The 17,080-nt window shown below is 68.3% G+C and carries 19 protein-coding genes; 14 read left to right on the top strand and 5 right to left on the bottom strand.

Annotation, left to right across the window (positions count from 1 at the left end):
* Positions 1 to 60 precede the first annotated feature (60 nt).
* The 10 genes from QSK35_RS31635 to QSK35_RS31590 all read left to right on the top strand — a co-directional run bounded on the left by QSK35_RS31635 (position 61) and on the right by QSK35_RS31590 (position 7,278).
* Positions 61 to 1,287, top strand: coding sequence for a DUF6923 family protein (locus tag QSK35_RS31635; protein WP_502881747.1), 1,227 nt, complete (start codon positions 61 to 63; stop codon positions 1,285 to 1,287).
* A 184-nt stretch (positions 1,288 to 1,471) separates the two neighbouring features.
* Entirely contained in the window at positions 1,472 to 1,654 is a 183-nt protein-coding gene (locus QSK35_RS31630; protein ID WP_285751268.1) for a hypothetical protein, read from the top strand.
* Positions 1,655 to 1,827: 173 nt separating this feature from the next.
* Entirely contained in the window at positions 1,828 to 2,253 is a 426-nt protein-coding gene (locus QSK35_RS31625) for a CBS domain-containing protein (protein WP_285751266.1), read from the top strand.
* A gap of 30 nt (positions 2,254 to 2,283) precedes the next feature.
* A complete protein-coding gene (locus QSK35_RS31620; RefSeq protein ID WP_285751264.1) occupies positions 2,284 to 3,198 on the top strand; it encodes an MBL fold metallo-hydrolase in 915 nt (304 codons plus the stop codon).
* Positions 3,199 to 3,238: 40 nt separating this feature from the next.
* Positions 3,239 to 3,661 carry a hypothetical protein gene (locus tag QSK35_RS31615; protein ID WP_285751262.1) on the top strand — a complete coding sequence of 141 codons (423 nt, stop codon included), beginning with the start codon at positions 3,239 to 3,241 and terminating at the stop codon, positions 3,659 to 3,661.
* 45 nt (positions 3,662 to 3,706) lie between these two features.
* A complete protein-coding gene (locus tag QSK35_RS31610; RefSeq protein WP_285751260.1) occupies positions 3,707 to 4,477 on the top strand; it encodes a Tat pathway signal sequence domain protein in 771 nt (256 codons plus the stop codon).
* Positions 4,477 to 5,412 (top strand): DUF3500 domain-containing protein, encoded by a 936-nt coding sequence (locus QSK35_RS31605; protein WP_285751258.1) that lies wholly within the window; start codon positions 4,477 to 4,479, stop codon positions 5,410 to 5,412. Before QSK35_RS31610 ends, QSK35_RS31605 begins: the two co-directional genes overlap by 1 nt.
* 112 nt (positions 5,413 to 5,524) lie before the next feature.
* On the top strand, positions 5,525 to 6,316 hold the full coding sequence (locus QSK35_RS31600; protein ID WP_285751256.1) for an alpha/beta fold hydrolase: 792 nt from the start codon (positions 5,525 to 5,527) through the stop codon (positions 6,314 to 6,316).
* A complete protein-coding gene (locus tag QSK35_RS31595; RefSeq protein WP_285751254.1) occupies positions 6,313 to 6,966 on the top strand; it encodes an endonuclease V in 654 nt (217 codons plus the stop codon). The genes QSK35_RS31600 and QSK35_RS31595 overlap by 4 nt, the downstream gene beginning before the upstream one ends.
* A 60-nt stretch (positions 6,967 to 7,026) precedes the next feature.
* Positions 7,027 to 7,278 carry a hypothetical protein gene (locus tag QSK35_RS31590; RefSeq protein WP_285751252.1) on the top strand — a complete coding sequence of 84 codons (252 nt, stop codon included), beginning with the start codon at positions 7,027 to 7,029 and terminating at the stop codon, positions 7,276 to 7,278.
* On the opposite strand, the gene lspA is transcribed toward QSK35_RS31590, so the two are convergent.
* Genes lspA through QSK35_RS31565 form a run of 5 tightly spaced genes read right to left on the bottom strand, consistent with a single transcriptional unit; the run spans position 7,250 to position 13,181 of the window.
* Positions 7,250 to 7,735 carry a signal peptidase II gene (lspA, locus tag QSK35_RS31585; RefSeq protein ID WP_285751250.1) on the bottom strand — a complete coding sequence of 162 codons (486 nt, stop codon included), beginning with the start codon at positions 7,733 to 7,735 and terminating at the stop codon, positions 7,250 to 7,252. The genes QSK35_RS31590 and lspA overlap by 29 nt on opposite strands.
* 6 nt (positions 7,736 to 7,741) lie before the next feature.
* Entirely contained in the window at positions 7,742 to 8,170 is a 429-nt protein-coding gene (locus QSK35_RS31580) for a YybH family protein (protein WP_285751248.1), read from the bottom strand.
* A gap of 4 nt (positions 8,171 to 8,174) precedes the next feature.
* The gene (locus tag QSK35_RS31575) at positions 8,175 to 11,144 is read right to left on the bottom strand and encodes an alpha-mannosidase (RefSeq protein WP_285751247.1); all 2,970 of its coding nucleotides are present in this window, start codon (positions 11,142 to 11,144) and stop codon (positions 8,175 to 8,177) included.
* Positions 11,134 to 12,429 carry a 6-phospho-beta-glucosidase gene (locus tag QSK35_RS31570; protein WP_285751245.1) on the bottom strand — a complete coding sequence of 432 codons (1,296 nt, stop codon included), beginning with the start codon at positions 12,427 to 12,429 and terminating at the stop codon, positions 11,134 to 11,136. Before QSK35_RS31570 ends, QSK35_RS31575 begins: the two co-directional genes overlap by 11 nt.
* Positions 12,426 to 13,181 (bottom strand): DeoR/GlpR family DNA-binding transcription regulator, encoded by a 756-nt coding sequence (locus tag QSK35_RS31565; RefSeq protein WP_285751243.1) that lies wholly within the window; start codon positions 13,179 to 13,181, stop codon positions 12,426 to 12,428. Before QSK35_RS31565 ends, QSK35_RS31570 begins: the two co-directional genes overlap by 4 nt.
* A gap of 103 nt (positions 13,182 to 13,284) precedes the next feature.
* Here QSK35_RS31565 and QSK35_RS31560 point away from each other — a divergent pair, with 103 nt between their 5' ends.
* Genes QSK35_RS31560 through QSK35_RS31545 form a run of 4 tightly spaced genes read left to right on the top strand, consistent with a single transcriptional unit; the run spans position 13,285 to position 17,013 of the window.
* The gene (locus QSK35_RS31560) at positions 13,285 to 14,133 is read left to right on the top strand and encodes a PfkB family carbohydrate kinase (RefSeq protein ID WP_285751241.1); all 849 of its coding nucleotides are present in this window, start codon (positions 13,285 to 13,287) and stop codon (positions 14,131 to 14,133) included.
* Complete coding sequence (locus tag QSK35_RS31555) at positions 14,130 to 15,335, top strand: ABC transporter substrate-binding protein (protein WP_285751239.1); 1,206 nt, start codon at positions 14,130 to 14,132, stop codon at positions 15,333 to 15,335. Before QSK35_RS31560 ends, QSK35_RS31555 begins: the two co-directional genes overlap by 4 nt.
* Positions 15,332 to 16,198 carry a carbohydrate ABC transporter permease gene (locus tag QSK35_RS31550; RefSeq protein WP_285751237.1) on the top strand — a complete coding sequence of 289 codons (867 nt, stop codon included), beginning with the start codon at positions 15,332 to 15,334 and terminating at the stop codon, positions 16,196 to 16,198. The genes QSK35_RS31555 and QSK35_RS31550 overlap by 4 nt, the downstream gene beginning before the upstream one ends.
* Positions 16,195 to 17,013 carry a carbohydrate ABC transporter permease gene (locus QSK35_RS31545; protein WP_285751235.1) on the top strand — a complete coding sequence of 273 codons (819 nt, stop codon included), beginning with the start codon at positions 16,195 to 16,197 and terminating at the stop codon, positions 17,011 to 17,013. Before QSK35_RS31550 ends, QSK35_RS31545 begins: the two co-directional genes overlap by 4 nt.
* Positions 17,014 to 17,080: the final 67 nt, after the last annotated feature.

Raw genomic sequence — 17,080 nt, 5'->3', positions numbered from 1 at the left:
CGGCTCCTTTCTGGTGTGGGATTAGACCACGGTCTACTGTGGCCGGTACAGCACGGTCCGATGAATTGTGGTCAGGTGGGAATGCGGCTCAACGACGGCAGAAATACCCGATTGTCGCAAGGGGCTGCTCCAATGCGGTGGCGACCGGATTTCGTTGCGATGTGTACTAGTGCGTCTCTATTGGCGCTATTTACCCTCGCGACCAGCCCCGTTGCGTATGCCGCACCGGCGAACTGCGAGGCCTTTCAGGTAAGGGCGTCTGCGCCGGGTGTGCTGGCAACGCTTGTGAGGGTCGACGTGTCATCCGGTGGAGTGACCACTGTGGCCGATCTCGACTACGCGGTGAACGCGCTGGGGTACTCGCCCGCGCTCGGCCGGCTAGTGGCGTTGGCCACACGCGAGCGCGACGACTGGCACATGTTCCCCGCCCACATCGTGCTGCTGGACAAGCAGGGCAAGGCCACGGACATGGGCGCGATCCGGGCACCCTGGTACAAGTTCGACGACGTCAGCGCGGGCACCGTCGTGGGCACGCTGTTCTACTTGCGGGACAGCGGAAAGCTGCACGCGGTCGACATCGACCCGGCGAGCCCGACGTACCTCACGATCGTCCGGACCGTCCGGCTGGAACCGGGCTGGCTCGGGTCCACGGTGGACGACTTCGCGGTGAACCCGGTGGACGGCAAGCTGTACGGCCTGTCGTCCGCGGGCTTCGGTCCCGGCAAGATCGTCACGATCGACCCGGTGTCCGGCGCGGTCACGAAGGTCGGTGCACCCGAGGGCCTGCCCGGCGGGTCGACCTACGGCGCGGTCGTCACCGACAGCGCGGGCAACCTCTACGCGACGAACAACGGGTTCCTGCACCGCAGCCGGTTCTACCGCGTGCCACTCGACGGCAAGTACACGCCGGCCGAGGTCTCGAGCGCGGCGCCGGTCGGGTTCGTCGACGGCGCCGGGTGCCTGCCCGCGCCGATGCCGCCGAAGTCGAACGTCCCCATCCCGCCCGCGCAGCCCGTGCCGCCCGCCCCGCCCAAACCCGCCAAACCGGCACAGCCGCCCGCACCCCCGCAGCCGGCCGTGCCCACGCCGCCGCCGAGCACGCCGCCGCCGTCGGTGGCGCCGCAGCTGGTTCCGCCCCGGCCGGGCGCCAAGCGGCCGGAACCGCGGAACGTGGCGTCGGCCTCGCCCGAGCCGACGTCGATGACCAAGACCCGCAAGTGGGCGATCGCGACGATCGTGCTCGTCCTGCTCGGCGCCTCCGGCGCCGCGGCGCGTTCTCGCAGGTAGAAATTCGATTGGTGGCGCGCGGCAGCGGCGCTAGCGTGGTGGACGTGATCTGACAGGTCCTTCCTCCGCCCCGCAGCGCATCCGCTGCCGCGCGTCTTCATGTCTCCAGGTGACCCTCGCGGGTCGTTCACGGCCGTCCATCCGGCCGCTCTTTTGCACGCCTCGAATTCGAGGAGGTCTTCGCATGCCTGCGGACAAGCACCCAGAACATCCCAATCCGGAGATTCCGGACCAGACTCCGCTCAGCCGTCGCGATCGGCGCGCCGCCAAGCACGGTGGCGGCGGGAAGATTCCCGTCCAGAACCGCGGGGGCCGGTCCGGTCCCGTCGTGGCGCCGCGCCAGTACGCCGTCAGGCGCCGCGGCTGAGCGTTCCCGCCGTCCGGCCGCCTGGCGTTGCACCAGGCGCCGGGCGGCGCTGACCTGCGGTATGCACCGTTCGCATGCACCTATCGGGCGTCAAGATCTCCCGTTCTGTCCGGATCCGCTCTAGCCTGGGTGGGGTAGGTCACCGGACCGCAGTGAGGATCTGGAGGCGCCACATGAGGATCGCGGACGTGTTGCGGACCAAGGGTTCGGCGGTCGCAACGATCGACCCTGGTGCGACGGTGACCGAGCTGCTCAGAAAGCTCGCGGAGCACAACGTCGGCGCCATCGTCGTCGTGGGCGGGAGCGGTGTCGCCGGCATCGTGTCCGAGCGCGACATCGTGCGCAGGTTGAACGAACGCGGTGCGGACCTGTTGTCCGCCCCGGTGTCGGAGATCATGACCGCCGATGTGTTCACGTGTTCGCCATCGGACACCGTGGACAGCCTGACCGTCGTGATGACCGAGCGCAGGTTCCGGCACGTGCCGGTGATCTCGGGCGACGAGCTCGTCGGCATCGTCAGCATCGGTGACGTGGTGAAGAGCAGGATCAGCCAGCTGGAAACCGATTCCGACCAACTCCAGGCATACATCACCAGCTGACTCTGGCTGTCACGAGCTAGTTTTGGCCGGGTGAAGCCTGAACTGGTCGAGGTGGCGCCCGGCGCCCACGCCTACATCCAGCCCGACGGGTCGTGGATGATCAACAACACCGGGCTCGTCGTCGGCGACGACGGGTCCGCGGTGCTCGTGGACACGACCTCGACCGAGGCGCGCAACCGTGCGTTGCTCGCCGCGGTCGAGGGCGTCACCGAACGGCGGCCGCGCGCGCTCGTGAACACCCATCACCACGGCGACCACACGTACGGCAACTGGCTGATGCCCGCGGACATGCCGATCATCGGGCACGTGAAGTGCCGTGAGGACGTGCTCGCGGCGGGTTTGCTGGCGTCGCAGGTCCTCACCGGACCGGACTACGGCCGTATCGAGGTGCGCCCGCCGGACGTCACGTTCACCGGCTCGCTGACGCTGCACCTCGGTGAGACCGTTGTGGAGCTGCACCACGTGGGCCCGGCGCACACGCGCAGCGACGTCGTCGTGTGGCTGCCCGCGCAACGCGTGCTGTTCGCCGGCGACATCGCCTTCTCGGGCGGGCAGCCGTTCCTCGCGGAGGGCAGCGTCGCCGGATATCCCCAGGCGTTGCAACGGATCCGCGCTCTCGAGCCCGACGTGCTGGTGCCCGGCCATGGCCCGGTGTGCCGCGGCGACGAGGTCACGTCGTTGCTCGACGATCTCTCCGCGTACGCGTCGTTCGTCGACTCACTGGCACGCGAAGGCCACGCGGCCGGGCGCACGCCGCTGGAAGTGGTGCGCGGCAAGGCCGCGTCGCGGTTCGACACGTGGCAGGAGAGCGAGCGGCTGGTCGGCAACCTGCACCGCGCGTACAGCGAGCTCGACGGAAACGACATCGAGGCGCGGCTCGACGTGGCCAAGGTGTGGGGCGACATGATGGCGTTCAGCGGCGGCCCGATCCGCAGTCACGCCTGACTTCCGGTCACATCACGAGGACCTGTGTCGTCTGATCAGCATGACACTCCTCAGGACTGGACTAGGCGTTCTCGCGGCAGCACAGGCGTTCGTCGGCGGATGGGCCCTGGCCGCCCCGCGGTCGTTCTTCGACAACGGGCCGTTCCCCGGCACGCACTGGGTGGCCATGTTCCCGCCGTACAACGAGCACCTGATGCGCGACTTCGGCGCGCTGAGCCTGTCGCTGTGCGCGGTGCTGGTGTTCGCGGCGGTGACGGCACAACGGACGGTGGTGCGCGCGGCGCTGGTCGCGTACGTCGCGTTCGCGGTGCCGCACCTCGCGTTCCACCTGAACCACCTCGACCACATGCCGGTCGCGGACCGGATCGGGAACGTCGTGGCGTTGGTCGTGGCGGTGTTGCTGCCGTTGGCCCTGTGGCCGTTGACACGATCGGCCGCCGATGATGGGATCGCAGTTGTATAGACCTTTTCCCAAAACCGCCGCCAACGGTCTCGGGAGGAGACGGGCGTGCGGATCAGTCGGCGTTCGGCGTTGATCGGTGGGGCGGCCGCGGTGCCGTTGCTCATGGCGGGATCGGAGGCGGCACACGCCGCCTCCTGGCAGCTCAAGTGGAGCCCGCAGGCGAACAAGGACGGTCTCGGCGCGTTCGAGGGTGTCGAGGACGACCGCGCGGGCTCGCACCCCGGCGTCAAGCACATCTACGTGTCCGGCAACGACTACCGGTTCGACATGCACACACGGGACCGCGACACATCGACCGACCGGCAGCGCAACGAGGTGCGCGGCATGAAGGCGGCCGGCAAGAACATCGACATCTTCAACGGCGAGACGTGGAAGTGGACCTACTCCATGTTCATCCCGAGCTCGCTGAAGTCGACGACGAGCTTCACGCACATCATGCAGACCAAGATGCCCGGCCTCGGCTCGGCACCGGTCACCGTGATGTCGCTGCGCCGCTACGGCAGCACCCAGAAGATCGAGTTCAAGGTCACCGAGGGCAACGTGACCGTCGGCAACGTCGACCTGGAGCCGTTGCACAACAAGTGGATCGACACCGAGGTCGAGATCAAGGTCGGCAACGGCACCGGCCGCGTGCGGTGGATCGTCCGCAACGGAACCCAGACCGTGATCGACGCGACGAAGACGAACGTGGACACCTGGCTGGACGATCGGCTACGCCCCAAGTGGGGGATCTACCGGTCGCTCGGTGACACGTCCGGCTCACTGCAGAACTGCTACCTGCTGCTGCGGAACCTGAAGGCCTATAAATTCGAATGATGCTGCATGACGTCGCCGAGGCCACGCGCCGGTTCCTCAACTCACTCGACGGCGACCAGCGCGAGGCCGCGGTCCGTCCGATCACCGACGACGCACTGCGGCACCGCTGGGCATACACGCCGGGCGAGCGGGCCGGCCTCGTCCTCGGCGATCTCCGGCGGGCCCAGCGCAAGGCCGTGCACGGGATGCTCGCGACCGTGCTCAGCCCGCACGCCTACGCGCAGGCCGCGGCGGTCATGGCGCTCGAGGACGTGCTCGACCACCGCGAGGGCGGCCACCGCGACCGGCACAACGGTGACTACTGGACCGTCCTGTTCGGCACGCCCGGCGGTGACGAGCCGTGGGGCTGGCGCATCGAGGGACACCACGTGTCGGTCAACGTCGTCGTCGCCGAGGGACAGGTGTCCGCGACGCCGTTCTTCCTCGGTGCGAACCCGGCGCGCGTGACGTACCGGGGACGCGTCGTCGGCCAGCCGTTGCGGCTCGAGGAGGAGCTCGCGCGTGAGCTCCTCGACCGCATGGGGCCGACCGCTCGGCGGCTCGCGATCGTGTCGGACACCGCGCCGCACGACATCCGCACCGGCAACCAGCCCACGATCCGCCCGCAGGAACCCGTCGGCGTCACCCCGGCCCAGCTCGGCAAGGGCGCGGGCGACCTGCTCGTCGAGATCGTCCGGTTCTACCTTGACCGGCTCGCGTTCGAGCTCGCCGACGAGGAGTTCCAGCGGATCGACCCGGAGCGGCTGCACTTCTCGTGGGAGGGCTCGACGCGACGCGGTGAGGGGCACTACTACCGCGTCCAGGGGCCTGAGCTGCTCATCGAGTACGACAACACGCAGAACGAGGCCAACCACGCGCACACCGTGTGGCGCCGTCATTCCGGCGACTTCGGCGACGATCTGCTCGCCGCTCACTTCGCGGCCGTCCGTCACTGAACGAAACCTGATCGTCACCGCGGTTGACATGACGTTAATCCATTCCTCACACTCCCTGCCTACCGCGTGACCAGTGCAGGTTGTGGGAGGACGCGGTGACGAAAGGGAATGCGTGCGCGCCGTCATCGCCGCCGTCTTGATGTTGTTCGCTCTCGCTGTTCCGGCCACGGCCGATGTGGTCGACGTGTCGCCCCCTGGGGCCAACGACTGGTCCTGCAAGCCGTCCGCCGCGCACCCCGAACCGGTGGTGCTGGTGCACGGCACGTTCGAGAACATGGCGAAGAACTGGTCGACGCTGTCGCCGGTCCTCGCCGACGCCGGGTACTGCGTGTTCGCGCTGAACTACGGCGACGACGCCACCGGCCCGATCGCCGACTCGGCCGCGCAGCTCGCGCCGTTCGTCGACGCCGTGCTGTCCGCGACGGGCGCCCGGAAGGTCGACCTCGTCGGGCACAGCCAGGGCGGCATGATGCCCCGCTACTACGTGAGGTTCCTCGGTGGCGCCAACAAGGTCGACGACCTCGTCGGGATCGTGCCGTCGAACCACGGCACGACCAACCCGCTGACCATCCCGACCGGGTACACGGTGTGCGAGGCGTGCCGTGAGCAGATGGTGGGCTCGGACTTCCTGACTACCCTGAACGCCGGCGGCGACACCGTGAACGGCCCGGACTACACCGTGATCACCACGGTCTCCGACGAGGTCGTCATCCCGTACAGCAGCGCGTTCCTGGTCGGCAAACGAGTCACCAACGTGACGCTGCAGGACAAGTGCCCGCTGACGACCATCGAGCACGATCAGAGCCCCAACCACCCGCTCGTCTGGCAGTGGGTGACCAACGCGCTCGGCCGCACGGGTCCCGCCGACCCGGCATTCCTGCCGAACTGCACACTGGTTGCGTGACGGTTGAGGAAGCGATCGCGCTGCAGGAGCGGCTGCGCTCGTCGGTGATCGCGGCGACCGAGCCGGATCTTGTCGTGCGGACGGTCGCGGGCCTCGACGTCGGGTATGCCTCCGACGACCGGCTCGCGGCCGTTGCCGTCGTTCTGGACGCCGAGTCCTTGGAACCGCTGGACGAGGTCGTCGTGCACGGGACGACCGACTTCCCGTACGTGCCGGGCCTGTTCGCGTTCCGCGAGATGCCGTCGCTGGTCCGGGCGTTGGACCGGCTGTCCGTGCGGCCGGACCTGCTCGTGTGCGACGGGCAGGGCGTGGCGCACCCGCGCCGCTTCGGGCTCGCGTGCCACCTCGGGGTCGAGACCGGGCTGCCGAGCGTGGGTGTCGCGAAGACGCCCATGGGGGCGTTCACGGCGCCGGCCGACTCGCGTGGTGCCGTTTCCGATCTCGTGCTGGACGGCGAGGTCGTCGGCCGGGCGTTGCGCACGCAGCCTGGGGTGAAGCCGGTGTTCGTGTCGGTCGGGCACAGGATCGACCTGGACCGGGCGGGTGCCGAGGTGTTGCGCCTGGCGCCGCGGTATCGCCTGCCGGAGACGACGCGGCGGGCCGACCAGTTGACGCGACTTTCGCTGCGGGACCGAACCGGACGCCCCTAGCGCGGGGTAGACACGGTATGAACACCGTGCCCGAGGCCTTCGCCGACTGGGTGGCCCCACATGTGCCGGCGATGGCCAGGCTGGCCGCGCGGCACGCCGTCCGCCTGGCTGCTCGCGATCACCGCCGAGCACCGGGACCTTGGCGCGAAGATCGAGCCGTTGCGGCAGGACAAGGCGAACCAGATCTCCGCGATGTCGATCGGGGATCGCTTCTACGGGGACCTGGTGATGGTCACCCCGGAGCTGAAGGCGAAGTTCGACCAGATCGGCGGCAAGGTCGAGCTCAGGCCGTGGTTGCGTCCTCTTTCTTGAAGCTCAGCAGGACGAGCAGGGCGGCGCCGACGACGAGCGCGATGTCCGCGACGTTGCCGACAAACCACCCGTTGTAGTCGATGAAGTCGACGACGTGCCCCCGCGCGAAGCCGGGGGCACGGAACAACCGGTCGAGCAGGTGCGTCGTCGCACCCCCGAGCAGCAGCGACAGCACTACCACGCGGAGTTTCGGCTGCGGTTGTGCGACGTATCGGATGAGGACGACCACGGCCGCCGCGGCGACGATCGTGAAGACCCACGTCGAACCCGCGCCGATGGAGAACGCCGCTCCCGGGTTGTACAGCAGCCTGAGCTGCAGAAACTCGCCGAGCACGGGGATCGGCGCGCGGCCGGCGAGCGTGCGTTCCGCCCAGAACTTCGTGGCCTGGTCGAGCACGAGCACGGCGGCGGCGATGCCGAGCGCGAGCGGCAGCCGGCGGGTCTGTGTGGTGTCCATCGCCGGTCAGACTAGTGCGGCACCCGCCTCGAACGTCTCCGCGGTCGCGCCTTCGTCGGTGTCGTGGTCGGCGACGATCAGCCAGCGCCCGTCCTGCTTGCGCGCGAACACGTGGAACCGGCCGTAGAACGTCTTGCTCTCGCCGGTGGCCTTCTTGGCGTCGATCTTGAACACGCCGCGCTCGCTCGCGATCTTGTCGCCGATGAGCCGTTCGTGGAACCGGAAGTCGATGGCGATCGAGCTGCCGCGTTCCCGGACGCCGCCGAACCACTCCTCGATCTCTTTCGCGTACTGGTCGTACCCGATGATCTGCTTCGCCGGGCCGCCGGCGCGGATGAGGTCGCGGCTGTAGAGCGCCAGGAACTTCTCGGCGTCACAGGCGCTGTAGGCGTTGATGAACGGATGCCAGATCTGGTCGTTCAGTTCCTGCTGCATGGTCCTACCTGGTGAGGCGAAGGGTGAGGATCTGGAAGGGCCTCAACGCAATCGCCTCGAGCGCGGTCTCGTCAACCGGATTCTCCAGAAGGTCGCACACAGCGGAACTTTTCGGGGTGAAGCTCGTGTTGAGGTCGAAGGTCGCGCGGCCGCCGAGTGACTCGTAGAGCCGCACGATCACGTCGCCGGACCGGTCGTCCGCCAGCTTGATCGACTCGATCACGACGGCCGGGTGGCTTGTGGTCGCGAGTGGTTTCGTCTCGCTGCTTCCCGCCGTTGCGCGCAACGGCAGGTTGAGCGCGTACCCCTCGGTGATCGCGTCCTCGATCTCCGCGCCGGGCAGGAGTGAGTAGGTGAACCTGTGCAGGCCCTGGTCGGCGTGCGGGTCCGGGATGTGCGGCGCGCGCACCAGGCTCAGGCGGATCGTGGTGGTGTTGCCGTCGCGGCTGATGTCGTGGCCGTAGGTGGAGTCGTTGACGACAGCGACTCCGAAGCCCGGTTCGGCGACGTGCACCCAGCGGTGCGCGTAGACCTCGAACCGCGCTGCGTCCCAGCTGGTGTTGGTGTGCGTCGGGCGGTAGACGTGCCCGAACTGGATCTCCGCGGCGGAGCGGTCGGCGTGCACGTCGAGTGGGAACGCCGCCTTGAGGATCTTCTCCGACTCGTGCCAGTCGATCTCGGTCTCGATGTCGATGCGCTTGGAGCCCGCCTTGACGTGGATCGTCTGGACGATCGTCGACTTGCCCGTGTGCCTCGTGATTTTTACCGAGCCGATCAGCGGGCCGTGGTCGACCACCTCGATCCGTTGTGCCTCGGTCAGGTTCCGGTGCTTGCGCTTGTAGTGGGCGTCGATGTCCCAGGCGTCCCAGTAGTTCGGGAAGTCCGGGTGCAGCTGCAGCAGGTTGCCTGGTCCGGCGAGCACTTCACGGCCGTCGGTGATGACGCTCGTGATGAGGCCGTTGTCGTCGATCTCGACCCGGACGAGTCCGTTGTCCAGCGTGGTTCCGTTGACGTGAACGGGGTCTGCACTGTCCACAACGGATCCAATGCCGTTGGCGGGTGCGTGGACGAAGACCGGTTGTCCGTCGATGCTGGTGACTTCCTTGCGGCTTCTCGGGCTGGCGTTGAACACGCCGCCGCCCAGTTCCTGCTGCGCTGTGGTGATGATCTTTTCGAGTGCGCTCGCGACGTCGGCGTAGGTCTGCTCGGCCTCCTGGTGCACCCAGGCGATCGAGCTGCCCGGCAGGATGTCGTGGAACTGGTGCAGCAGCACGGTTTTCCACAGTTCGTCGAGTTCGTCGTACGGGTACTGGAAGCCCGTGTTGACGTTTGCGGTGGCGGCCCACAGCTCGGCTTCCCGCAGGAGGTGCTCGCTGCGGCGGTTGCCCGCCTTGGTGCGCGATTGCGTGGTGTACGTGGCGCGGTGCAACTCCAGGTACAGCTCGCCGCTCCACACCGGCGCGTCCGGGTACTCCCGCTGGGCTTTCTCGAAGAACGCGTGCGGGGGCTCGATCTCGACCTTCGGTGAACCCTCGAGGTTCCTCAGCCTGCGGGCGCGTTCGACCATGTCCCTGGTGGGGCCGCCACCGCCGTCGCCGAAGCCGAACGGCAGCAGGGAGCGGGTGCCGCGGCCCTTCTCGGCGTAGTTGCGGACGGCGTGGCTCAGTTCCTTGCCGAGGATCTCGGCGTTGTAGGTGTCGACCGGCGGGAAGTGCGTGAAGATCCTCGTCCCGTCGATGCCCTCCCACCAGAAGGTGTGGTGCGGCAGCTTGTTCGTCTGGTTCCAGCTCAGCTTCTGCGTGAGGAACCACTTGGCGCCGGCCAGTTTCGCCAGCTGGGGGAACGCCGCCGTGTAACCGAACGAGTCGGGCAGCCAGATCTCTTCGGTGTCGATCCCGAACTCTTGCTTGAAGAAGCGCTTGCCGTGGCTGATCTGGCGGGCGAGCGCCTCGCCGCCGGGCAGGTTCGCGTCCGACTCGACCCACATGCCGCCGACCGGCCGCCACTGTCCGTTGCGGACGGCCTCCTTGATGCGTTCGTAGATCACCGGCTGGTTCTTCTTGACCCAGTCGTACTGCTGCGCCTGCGAGGCGGCGAACACGAACTCCGGGTACTGCGTCGCCAGCCATGTGACGTTCGCGAAGCTGCGTGACGCCTTGCGGACGGTCTCCCGGAGCGGCCACAGCCAGGCGCTGTCGATGTGCGCGTGGCCCACCGCCGACAACGTGTGCGCGCTCGCGTGCGCCGGCCGGCTGAGCACGTCTTCAAGTTCCTGCCGCGCTTCTTCTGCGGTGCCGTTGACGTCGTGCGGGTCGAGTGCGTCCAACGAGCGTTCGATCGCCCGCAGGATCTCGTGCCTGCGCGGGTCGTCCAGCGACAGCTCCAGCATCAGGTCCCGGAGGACCTCGAGGTCGAGGCTCAGGTGCCAGACGTTCTCGTCGAGCACCGCGAGCTCGGCCTTGTCGAGCCGGTACATCAGGTCCGGGGGAGCCGTCTTCTTGTCGCCGAACGGCGTCGGCTGGAAGTCGTGCTTGAGGATGTCCGGGTTCGCGGCGGCCTCAACGTAGAATTCAATATCCGATATATTGGATATCGGAACGTGCTTGTTCCGCGGCGCGACGCCTTTGACCGGCGTCCCGTCGGGCAGGTAGACGAGCGCTTCGGCCTGGTTGCCGGGCCACGCGTCCTCGAACCCGAGGTCGAAGACGGCCTCGACGCGCTTGCCGGCCCACTGCGACGGCACCGTCGCGCGCACCCGGAACCACGTCGTCGACCACGGCGCACCCCACCGGTCGCCGATCGCGAACGGCCGGAAGTCGGCGTCGGCAACCGCCTGCGCGAACGGGATCGGCTCGTCGGGCACGCGCCACGCCTCGACCGTGAACGGCGTCGACGCCGAGTAGATCGCCGGCTGGATCCTCGTCGTCAGCGCTCGCGTGAGCCGGTCCTCCACCAGCCGCCGGTCATCGTGCACGGAACTCTCCAGACAGGTAGGGGTGCGTGTCGAGGATGCGGCGGGCGACGGCGACGGAGTCGACGAGCGGGTGCAGCGCGAGCGCCTTGAGCGCGTGCTTGCGTTCCCCGGACAGCGCGGCCTCGATCGTGGCGCGCTCGACGGCCTTGATCGTCGCGACGAGGCCGACGCCGTGGCCGGGGATCTGACTGACCGATACGGGCCGCGCACCGTTCGCGGTGACGACGCTCGGAACCTCGACGACGGCGTCGCCGTCGACAGCGTCGAGAGTGGAGCCGTTCGGCACGTTCAGGATCAGCGTCGCCTGCCGGTCGTTCGCGATCGCGTGCATCAACGACAACGCGACCTGCTCGTAGCCGCCGCCGTCGAGATCGCACGAGTCGCGCTCGTCGTCGCGCGTCTCGGCCATGTAGGTGGACTCGCGCTCCAGTCGCGTCCGTTCCCACGACTCCAGCGACGGGTCGGCGTAGAACCGCTCCTGCTGGGTCTTGAGGAACGCCCCGCGCTGCGCGCCGGCCGCGACGGCTTCGCGGTTGAAGTAGTAGTAGTGCAGGTACTCGTTCGGCACGGCGCCGATCGCCTGCAACCACTCCGCGCCGAAGAGCTTGCCCTCCTCGAACGACTCGAGCTTTTCGCCGTCGGCGAGCAGCTTCGGCAGCCGGTCGACGCCCTCGACGTGAAAACCGGACAGCCAGCCCAGGTGGTTGAGCCCCGCGTAGTCCAGCCACGCCTCGGACAGGTCGACGCCGAGCGCCCGCGCCACCCGCCGGCCGAGCCCGACGGGGGAGTCGCAGATGCCGATGACCCGGTTGCCGAGGTGCCGGGCCATGGCCTCGGTGACCATGCCCGCGGGGTTGGTGAAGTTGATGACCCACGCGTCGGGTGCGAGCCGCTTGATCCGCTGGGCGACGTCGACGGCGACCGGAATCGTCCGCAACCCGTACGTGATGCCCCCGGCGCCGACCGTCTCCTGCCCGAGGACGCCCGCGTCGGCGGCGACGCGCTCGTCAACGGCCCGTCCATCGAGCCCGCCGACGCGCATCGCCGAGAACACGAAGTCGGCGCCGCGCAACGCCTCGTCGAGGTCGGTCGTCGCCGTGATGGATGGTGCATCCAATATATTGCCGACGAGATCGTGTAGGACACGGGTAATGGCGTCGAGGCGTTTCGCGTCGAGGTCGTACAACACGAGCTCGGTGACGCGGCCGGGTTCGCGGTCGGCGAGCAGCGCCCGATAGACCAGCGGCACGCGGAACCCGCCGCCGCCGAGGATGACCAGCCTCATACGACCACCACTTCCACTCCCGCGTCGGTCAGCGCGCGCCGCGTCGGCGGGTCGGCCGACTCCGTCGTCACGACGACGTTGAGGATCTCCGGACCGCACACCCGCGCCATGCCGACGCCGGGGAACTTGCCGCCGTCGGCCATCAGCACGACGCGGTCCGCCGCCTTGATCATCGCCCGCTTCACCGGCACCTCGACGACCGTCGTGTCCATGACGGCGCCGTCGGCGCGCACGCCCGCGCACCCCAGGAACAACCGGTTCGCGTGCACCTGTCGCAAGTTGTCCTCGGTGAGGTAGCCGACGAGCGAGTGATAGGTCCGGCGCACGAGGCCGCCGAGCAGGACGAGGTCGACGGCGTCGTCGTCGCGCAGCTCGTCGAAGACGGCGAGGTTGCTGGTGATGACCGTGATCGAACGACCGTGCAGCAGCCGGGCGAGCCGGTGCGCCGTCGTGCCTATGTCGAGCAGGACGGTCTCGCCGTCCTCGATCATGTCCGCGCACGCGCGGGCGACGGCGTCCTTGTCCTCGACGCGCTCGGCCGCGACCTCGGCCCACGGGTCGTCCTGGTCGTCCTCGACGGCCATCGCCCCGCCGTACACCCGCGTCAGCCGCCCTTCGGCGTCGAGCTGCTCCAGGTCCCGGCGGATCGTCGCCTGGCTGACGCCGAGCTTGTCGGCGAGCGCCCGCACCTCACTCGGACCGTCCGCGCGCAGCGTGCGCAGGATCAGGTCGCGCCGGCTCTGGGGAAGCATGCCCGTCACCGTACCGCCGAAGTCGCGCAAAGTTGAGCAAACTCTTGCCAACCCGCGCACGACTTGTGCAATCTCTTGCGCAACCTGGGAAGGGAGCTGCGGCGTGGACAACGATGTCTACCTGTCCGGACTGCTCTTCTACGACCTCGTCTTCACCGGCCTGCCCAAGCCGCCGACACCCGGCGAAGAGGTGTGGACCGGCGGCATGGGCAGCGGACCGGGCGGCATCGCGAACTTCGCCGTCGCGCTCGCCCGCCTCGGCCTGAGGCCCGTGCTGTCCGCGGCGTTCGGCGACGACCTCCACGGCCGGCACTGCTGGGACGTCCTCGCCGACGAGGGCGTCGACCTCAGCTGCTCGCGCAAGTTCGCCGACTGGGCGACGCCCGTGACGGTCGCACTCTCGTACGACGGCGACCGCGCACTCGTCACGCACGGCGCGCCGCCGCCGTTGATCGACGTGACGCCGCCGTCGACGGCCGCGTCGATCGTGCACATCGCCCCCGACTCGGACCTCGACCTGCCCGGCCTGATCTTCGCCGACGTCGGCTGGGATCCGAGCCGGCAGTGGCGGCCCGAGCTCCTCGACCAGCTGAAGCACTGTCACGCGTTCATGCCCAACGAGGTCGAGGCGATGGCCTACACCCGCACCGACACGCCCGAGCTCGCCGCCGCCCGGCTCGCCGAGCTCGTCCCGATCGCCGTCGTCACCCGCGGCCGCGACGGCGCCGTCGCGATCGACGCCATCTCCGGTGAGCAGGCGTCCGTCGACGGCGACGACGTCGTCGCCGTCGACACCACCGGCGCGGGCGACGTGTTCGGCGCCGCGTTCGTCCACGCGACGCTCGCCGGCATGCCGCTCGACGAACGGCTCCGGTTCGCCAACCGGGCGGCGTCGCTGTCGGTGCAACGAGTCGGCGGCGCGCTCGCCGCGCCCAGGCTGGAGGAGCTGTGAACCGCAGAACGTTCCTCGCGCTCGCCGGACTCGTCGCCACCGGCTGCGCCACCGAGGACCGCACCGGCATGACGCTCTGGATGTGGTCGGGCGGCCTGAGCGAGAAGGTCCTCGAGGAGGCGGCGAACCGGTTCCCCGGACTGCGGCCGTTGCAGGTCGGCGCGGCGTTCAAGTCGAAGCTGATGACGAACCTCGCGGGCAGGTCCCACGTTCCGGACATCACCGGCCTCAAAGGCGAGGACATTTCGGCGTTCTTCCCGAACGCCGACGAGTTCGTCGACCTGAAGACCCTCGGCGCCGACCGGCTGCGCGAGCAGTACCTCGGCTGGAAGTGGCAGCAGGGCTGCACCGCCGAAGGGAAGATGATCGGGTTCCCGATCGACACCGGCCCGACCGGCCTCTTTTACCGCGCCGACGTCTTCGACCGGTTCGGCATCCGCGGCGACGCGCTGCGCACCTGGGACGACTACTTCGACGCCGGCGTCGAGCTGAAGCGCGAAGCGTTCATGATCCTCAACCTGCGCATGGTCTTCATCATGGCCATGGCGCAGTCGAAGCGGCAGCTGGTCGACGAGAGCGGCAGGTACATCGGCGGCGACGACCACGTCCGCCACGCGTGGGACCTGGCGGTCCGCGCGCAGCGGCTTGGCATCAACGCCGGCATGCAGGACGGCAGCCCGGACGTCAACGCCGCGCTCACCACCGGGAAGGTGCCCAGCATGATCGGCGCGTCGTGGGCGGCGGCCGACCTGAAGTCGGGCGCGCCCGACTCGAAGGGCGCGTGGCGGGTCGCGCCGACGCCGGGCGGCGCGGCGAACTACGGCGGCTCGTTCCTCGGCATCACGAAGTACTGCCGCGAACCCGAGCGGGCGTTCGAGGTGATCACCTGGTTGCTCAGCCCCGACCGGCAGACGCAGGGGTTCGTCGACCTCAACCTCTTCCCGTCCACCCCGGACACGTTCGCCCGCCCCGAGCTGCGCCAGCCCGACGACTTCTTCGGCGGCCAGATCATCGTCGACACGTTCGCCGAGAGCGCGAAACAGGTGCCGATCGCCTACCTCAGTCCGTACGAGGTGCGGCTGGCCTGGGCGTTCCACGAGGAGTTGAGCAGCGTCGAGACCATGGGCAAACCACCCGAGGAGGCGTGGCGCGATGCGCAGAGCAGGGCCCGCCGGATCGCCGACCATGTGGGGCTGACATGAGGAAGTACCTGCCCCAGTACCTCGCGATCTCGCCGTTCTTCCTGCTGTTCGGGATCTTCGGCCTGTTCCCGATGCTGTTCCTGCTGTACCTGGCGTTCCAGAACTGGGACGGCGTCGGCGCCATGAGGTTCGTCGGCCTGGACCAGTTCCGGTACCTCGTCAGCGACGACGTGTTCTGGCGGTCGCTGGTGAACACCCTGGAGATCTGGGTGCTCTCCACCGTCCCGACGCTGTTCCTGGGCCTGGTGATCGCGTTCGTACTGCATTCCTCAGTGCGCTTCACGACCTTCTACCGGATCGCCTACTTCGTGCCGAGCGTGACGTCGCTTGTCGCGGTGGCGATCGTGTTCGGATCGATCTTCAGCTCGAACTTCGGCCTGCTCAACGCCGTGCTCAACGCCCTCGGCGCCGCCGAGGTGCCGTGGCTGACGAGCGAATGGGGCATCAAGGTCTCGATCTCGGCACTGATCGTCTGGCAGTGGACCGGGTACAACGCGATCATCTACCTGGCCGGCCTGCAGGCCATCTCGTCGGACGTGTTCGACGCGGCCACCGTGGACGGTGCGTCGCGCTGGCAGACGTTGTGGCGCATCGTGATCCCGATGATGAAGCCGGTGATCCTGTTCACCGTGATCGCGTCGACGATCGGCGGCCTGCAGACGTTCACCGAGGCGCAGATCCTCGTCGGCGAGGAAGGCGGGCCGGGCCAGGCGGGCCTGACCATGGTCCTCTACCTCTACCAGCAGGCGTTCAAGCACAACGACTTCGGCTACGGCGCGGCGATCGGCGTCGGCCTGTTCGTGGTGGTGCTGCTGTTCTCGATCATCAACTGGCGGCTCGTCCAGAGGGGAGAACGCGCATGAGGCGCCCCAAAGTGATCCAACACAGCGTCCTGGGGCTCGGCGTCCTGCTGTCGCTGTTCCCCTTCTACTGGATGGTCGTCATGGCGACCAACAGCACCGAGGAGATCCTGAAGTTCCCGCCGGCCGTTACGCCCGGCGGCGAGCTCCTCACCAACGTCGGCAAGGTGTTCACCGAGATCGACTTCTTCGGCTCGATGCTGAACACCTTCCTGGCCGCGACGGGCGCGACCGTTCTCGTCCTGTTGTTCGACTCACTGGCGGCCTTCACGTTCGCCAAGTTCCACTTCCCGGGCCGGACGTTCCTGTTCGTGCTGCTCCTGGCGACGATGATGATCCCGCCGCAGCTCTCGGCGATTCCGCAGTTCGTGGTGATGGCGCAGTTCGGCTGGGTCGGGTCGCTCAAGGCACTGGTCGTGCCTGCGACGATCAACGCGTTCGGCATCTTCTGGATGCGCCAGTACATCGCGGGCGCCGTCCACGACGAGCTGCTGGAGGCGGCGCGGCTCGACGGCTGCGGCTTCCTGCGGCAGTACTGGCACGTCGGCCTGCCCGTGGTGCGGCCGGCGCTCGGGTTCCTCGGCATCTACACGTTCATCAGCGTGTGGAACGACTACCTGTGGCCGCTGGTCGTGCTCGTCGACCCGGACGAGCTGACGCTGCAGGTGGCGCTGGGCCAGCTCAACCGCACGCACGACACGGACTACAGCATGGTCATGGCGGGCACGGTGCTCGCGGTGATCCCGTTGCTCATCGTGTTCCTCATCGGCGCTCGCAACTTCATCGCCGACCTGGCAAAGGGTGCAGTGCGCGGCTGAATTGTGCTAGAAATGAGGGTTGAGAGTTTCAGGAATTCATTTTCCTGGGGATCGGCCATCATTCTAT

The organism is Lentzea sp. NBRC 105346, from assembly GCF_030269605.1.
In the GTDB taxonomy this organism is placed as follows: Bacteria; Actinomycetota; Actinomycetes; order Mycobacteriales; family Pseudonocardiaceae; genus Lentzea.
This window is presented reverse-complemented; position numbering and strand designations above follow the sequence as displayed.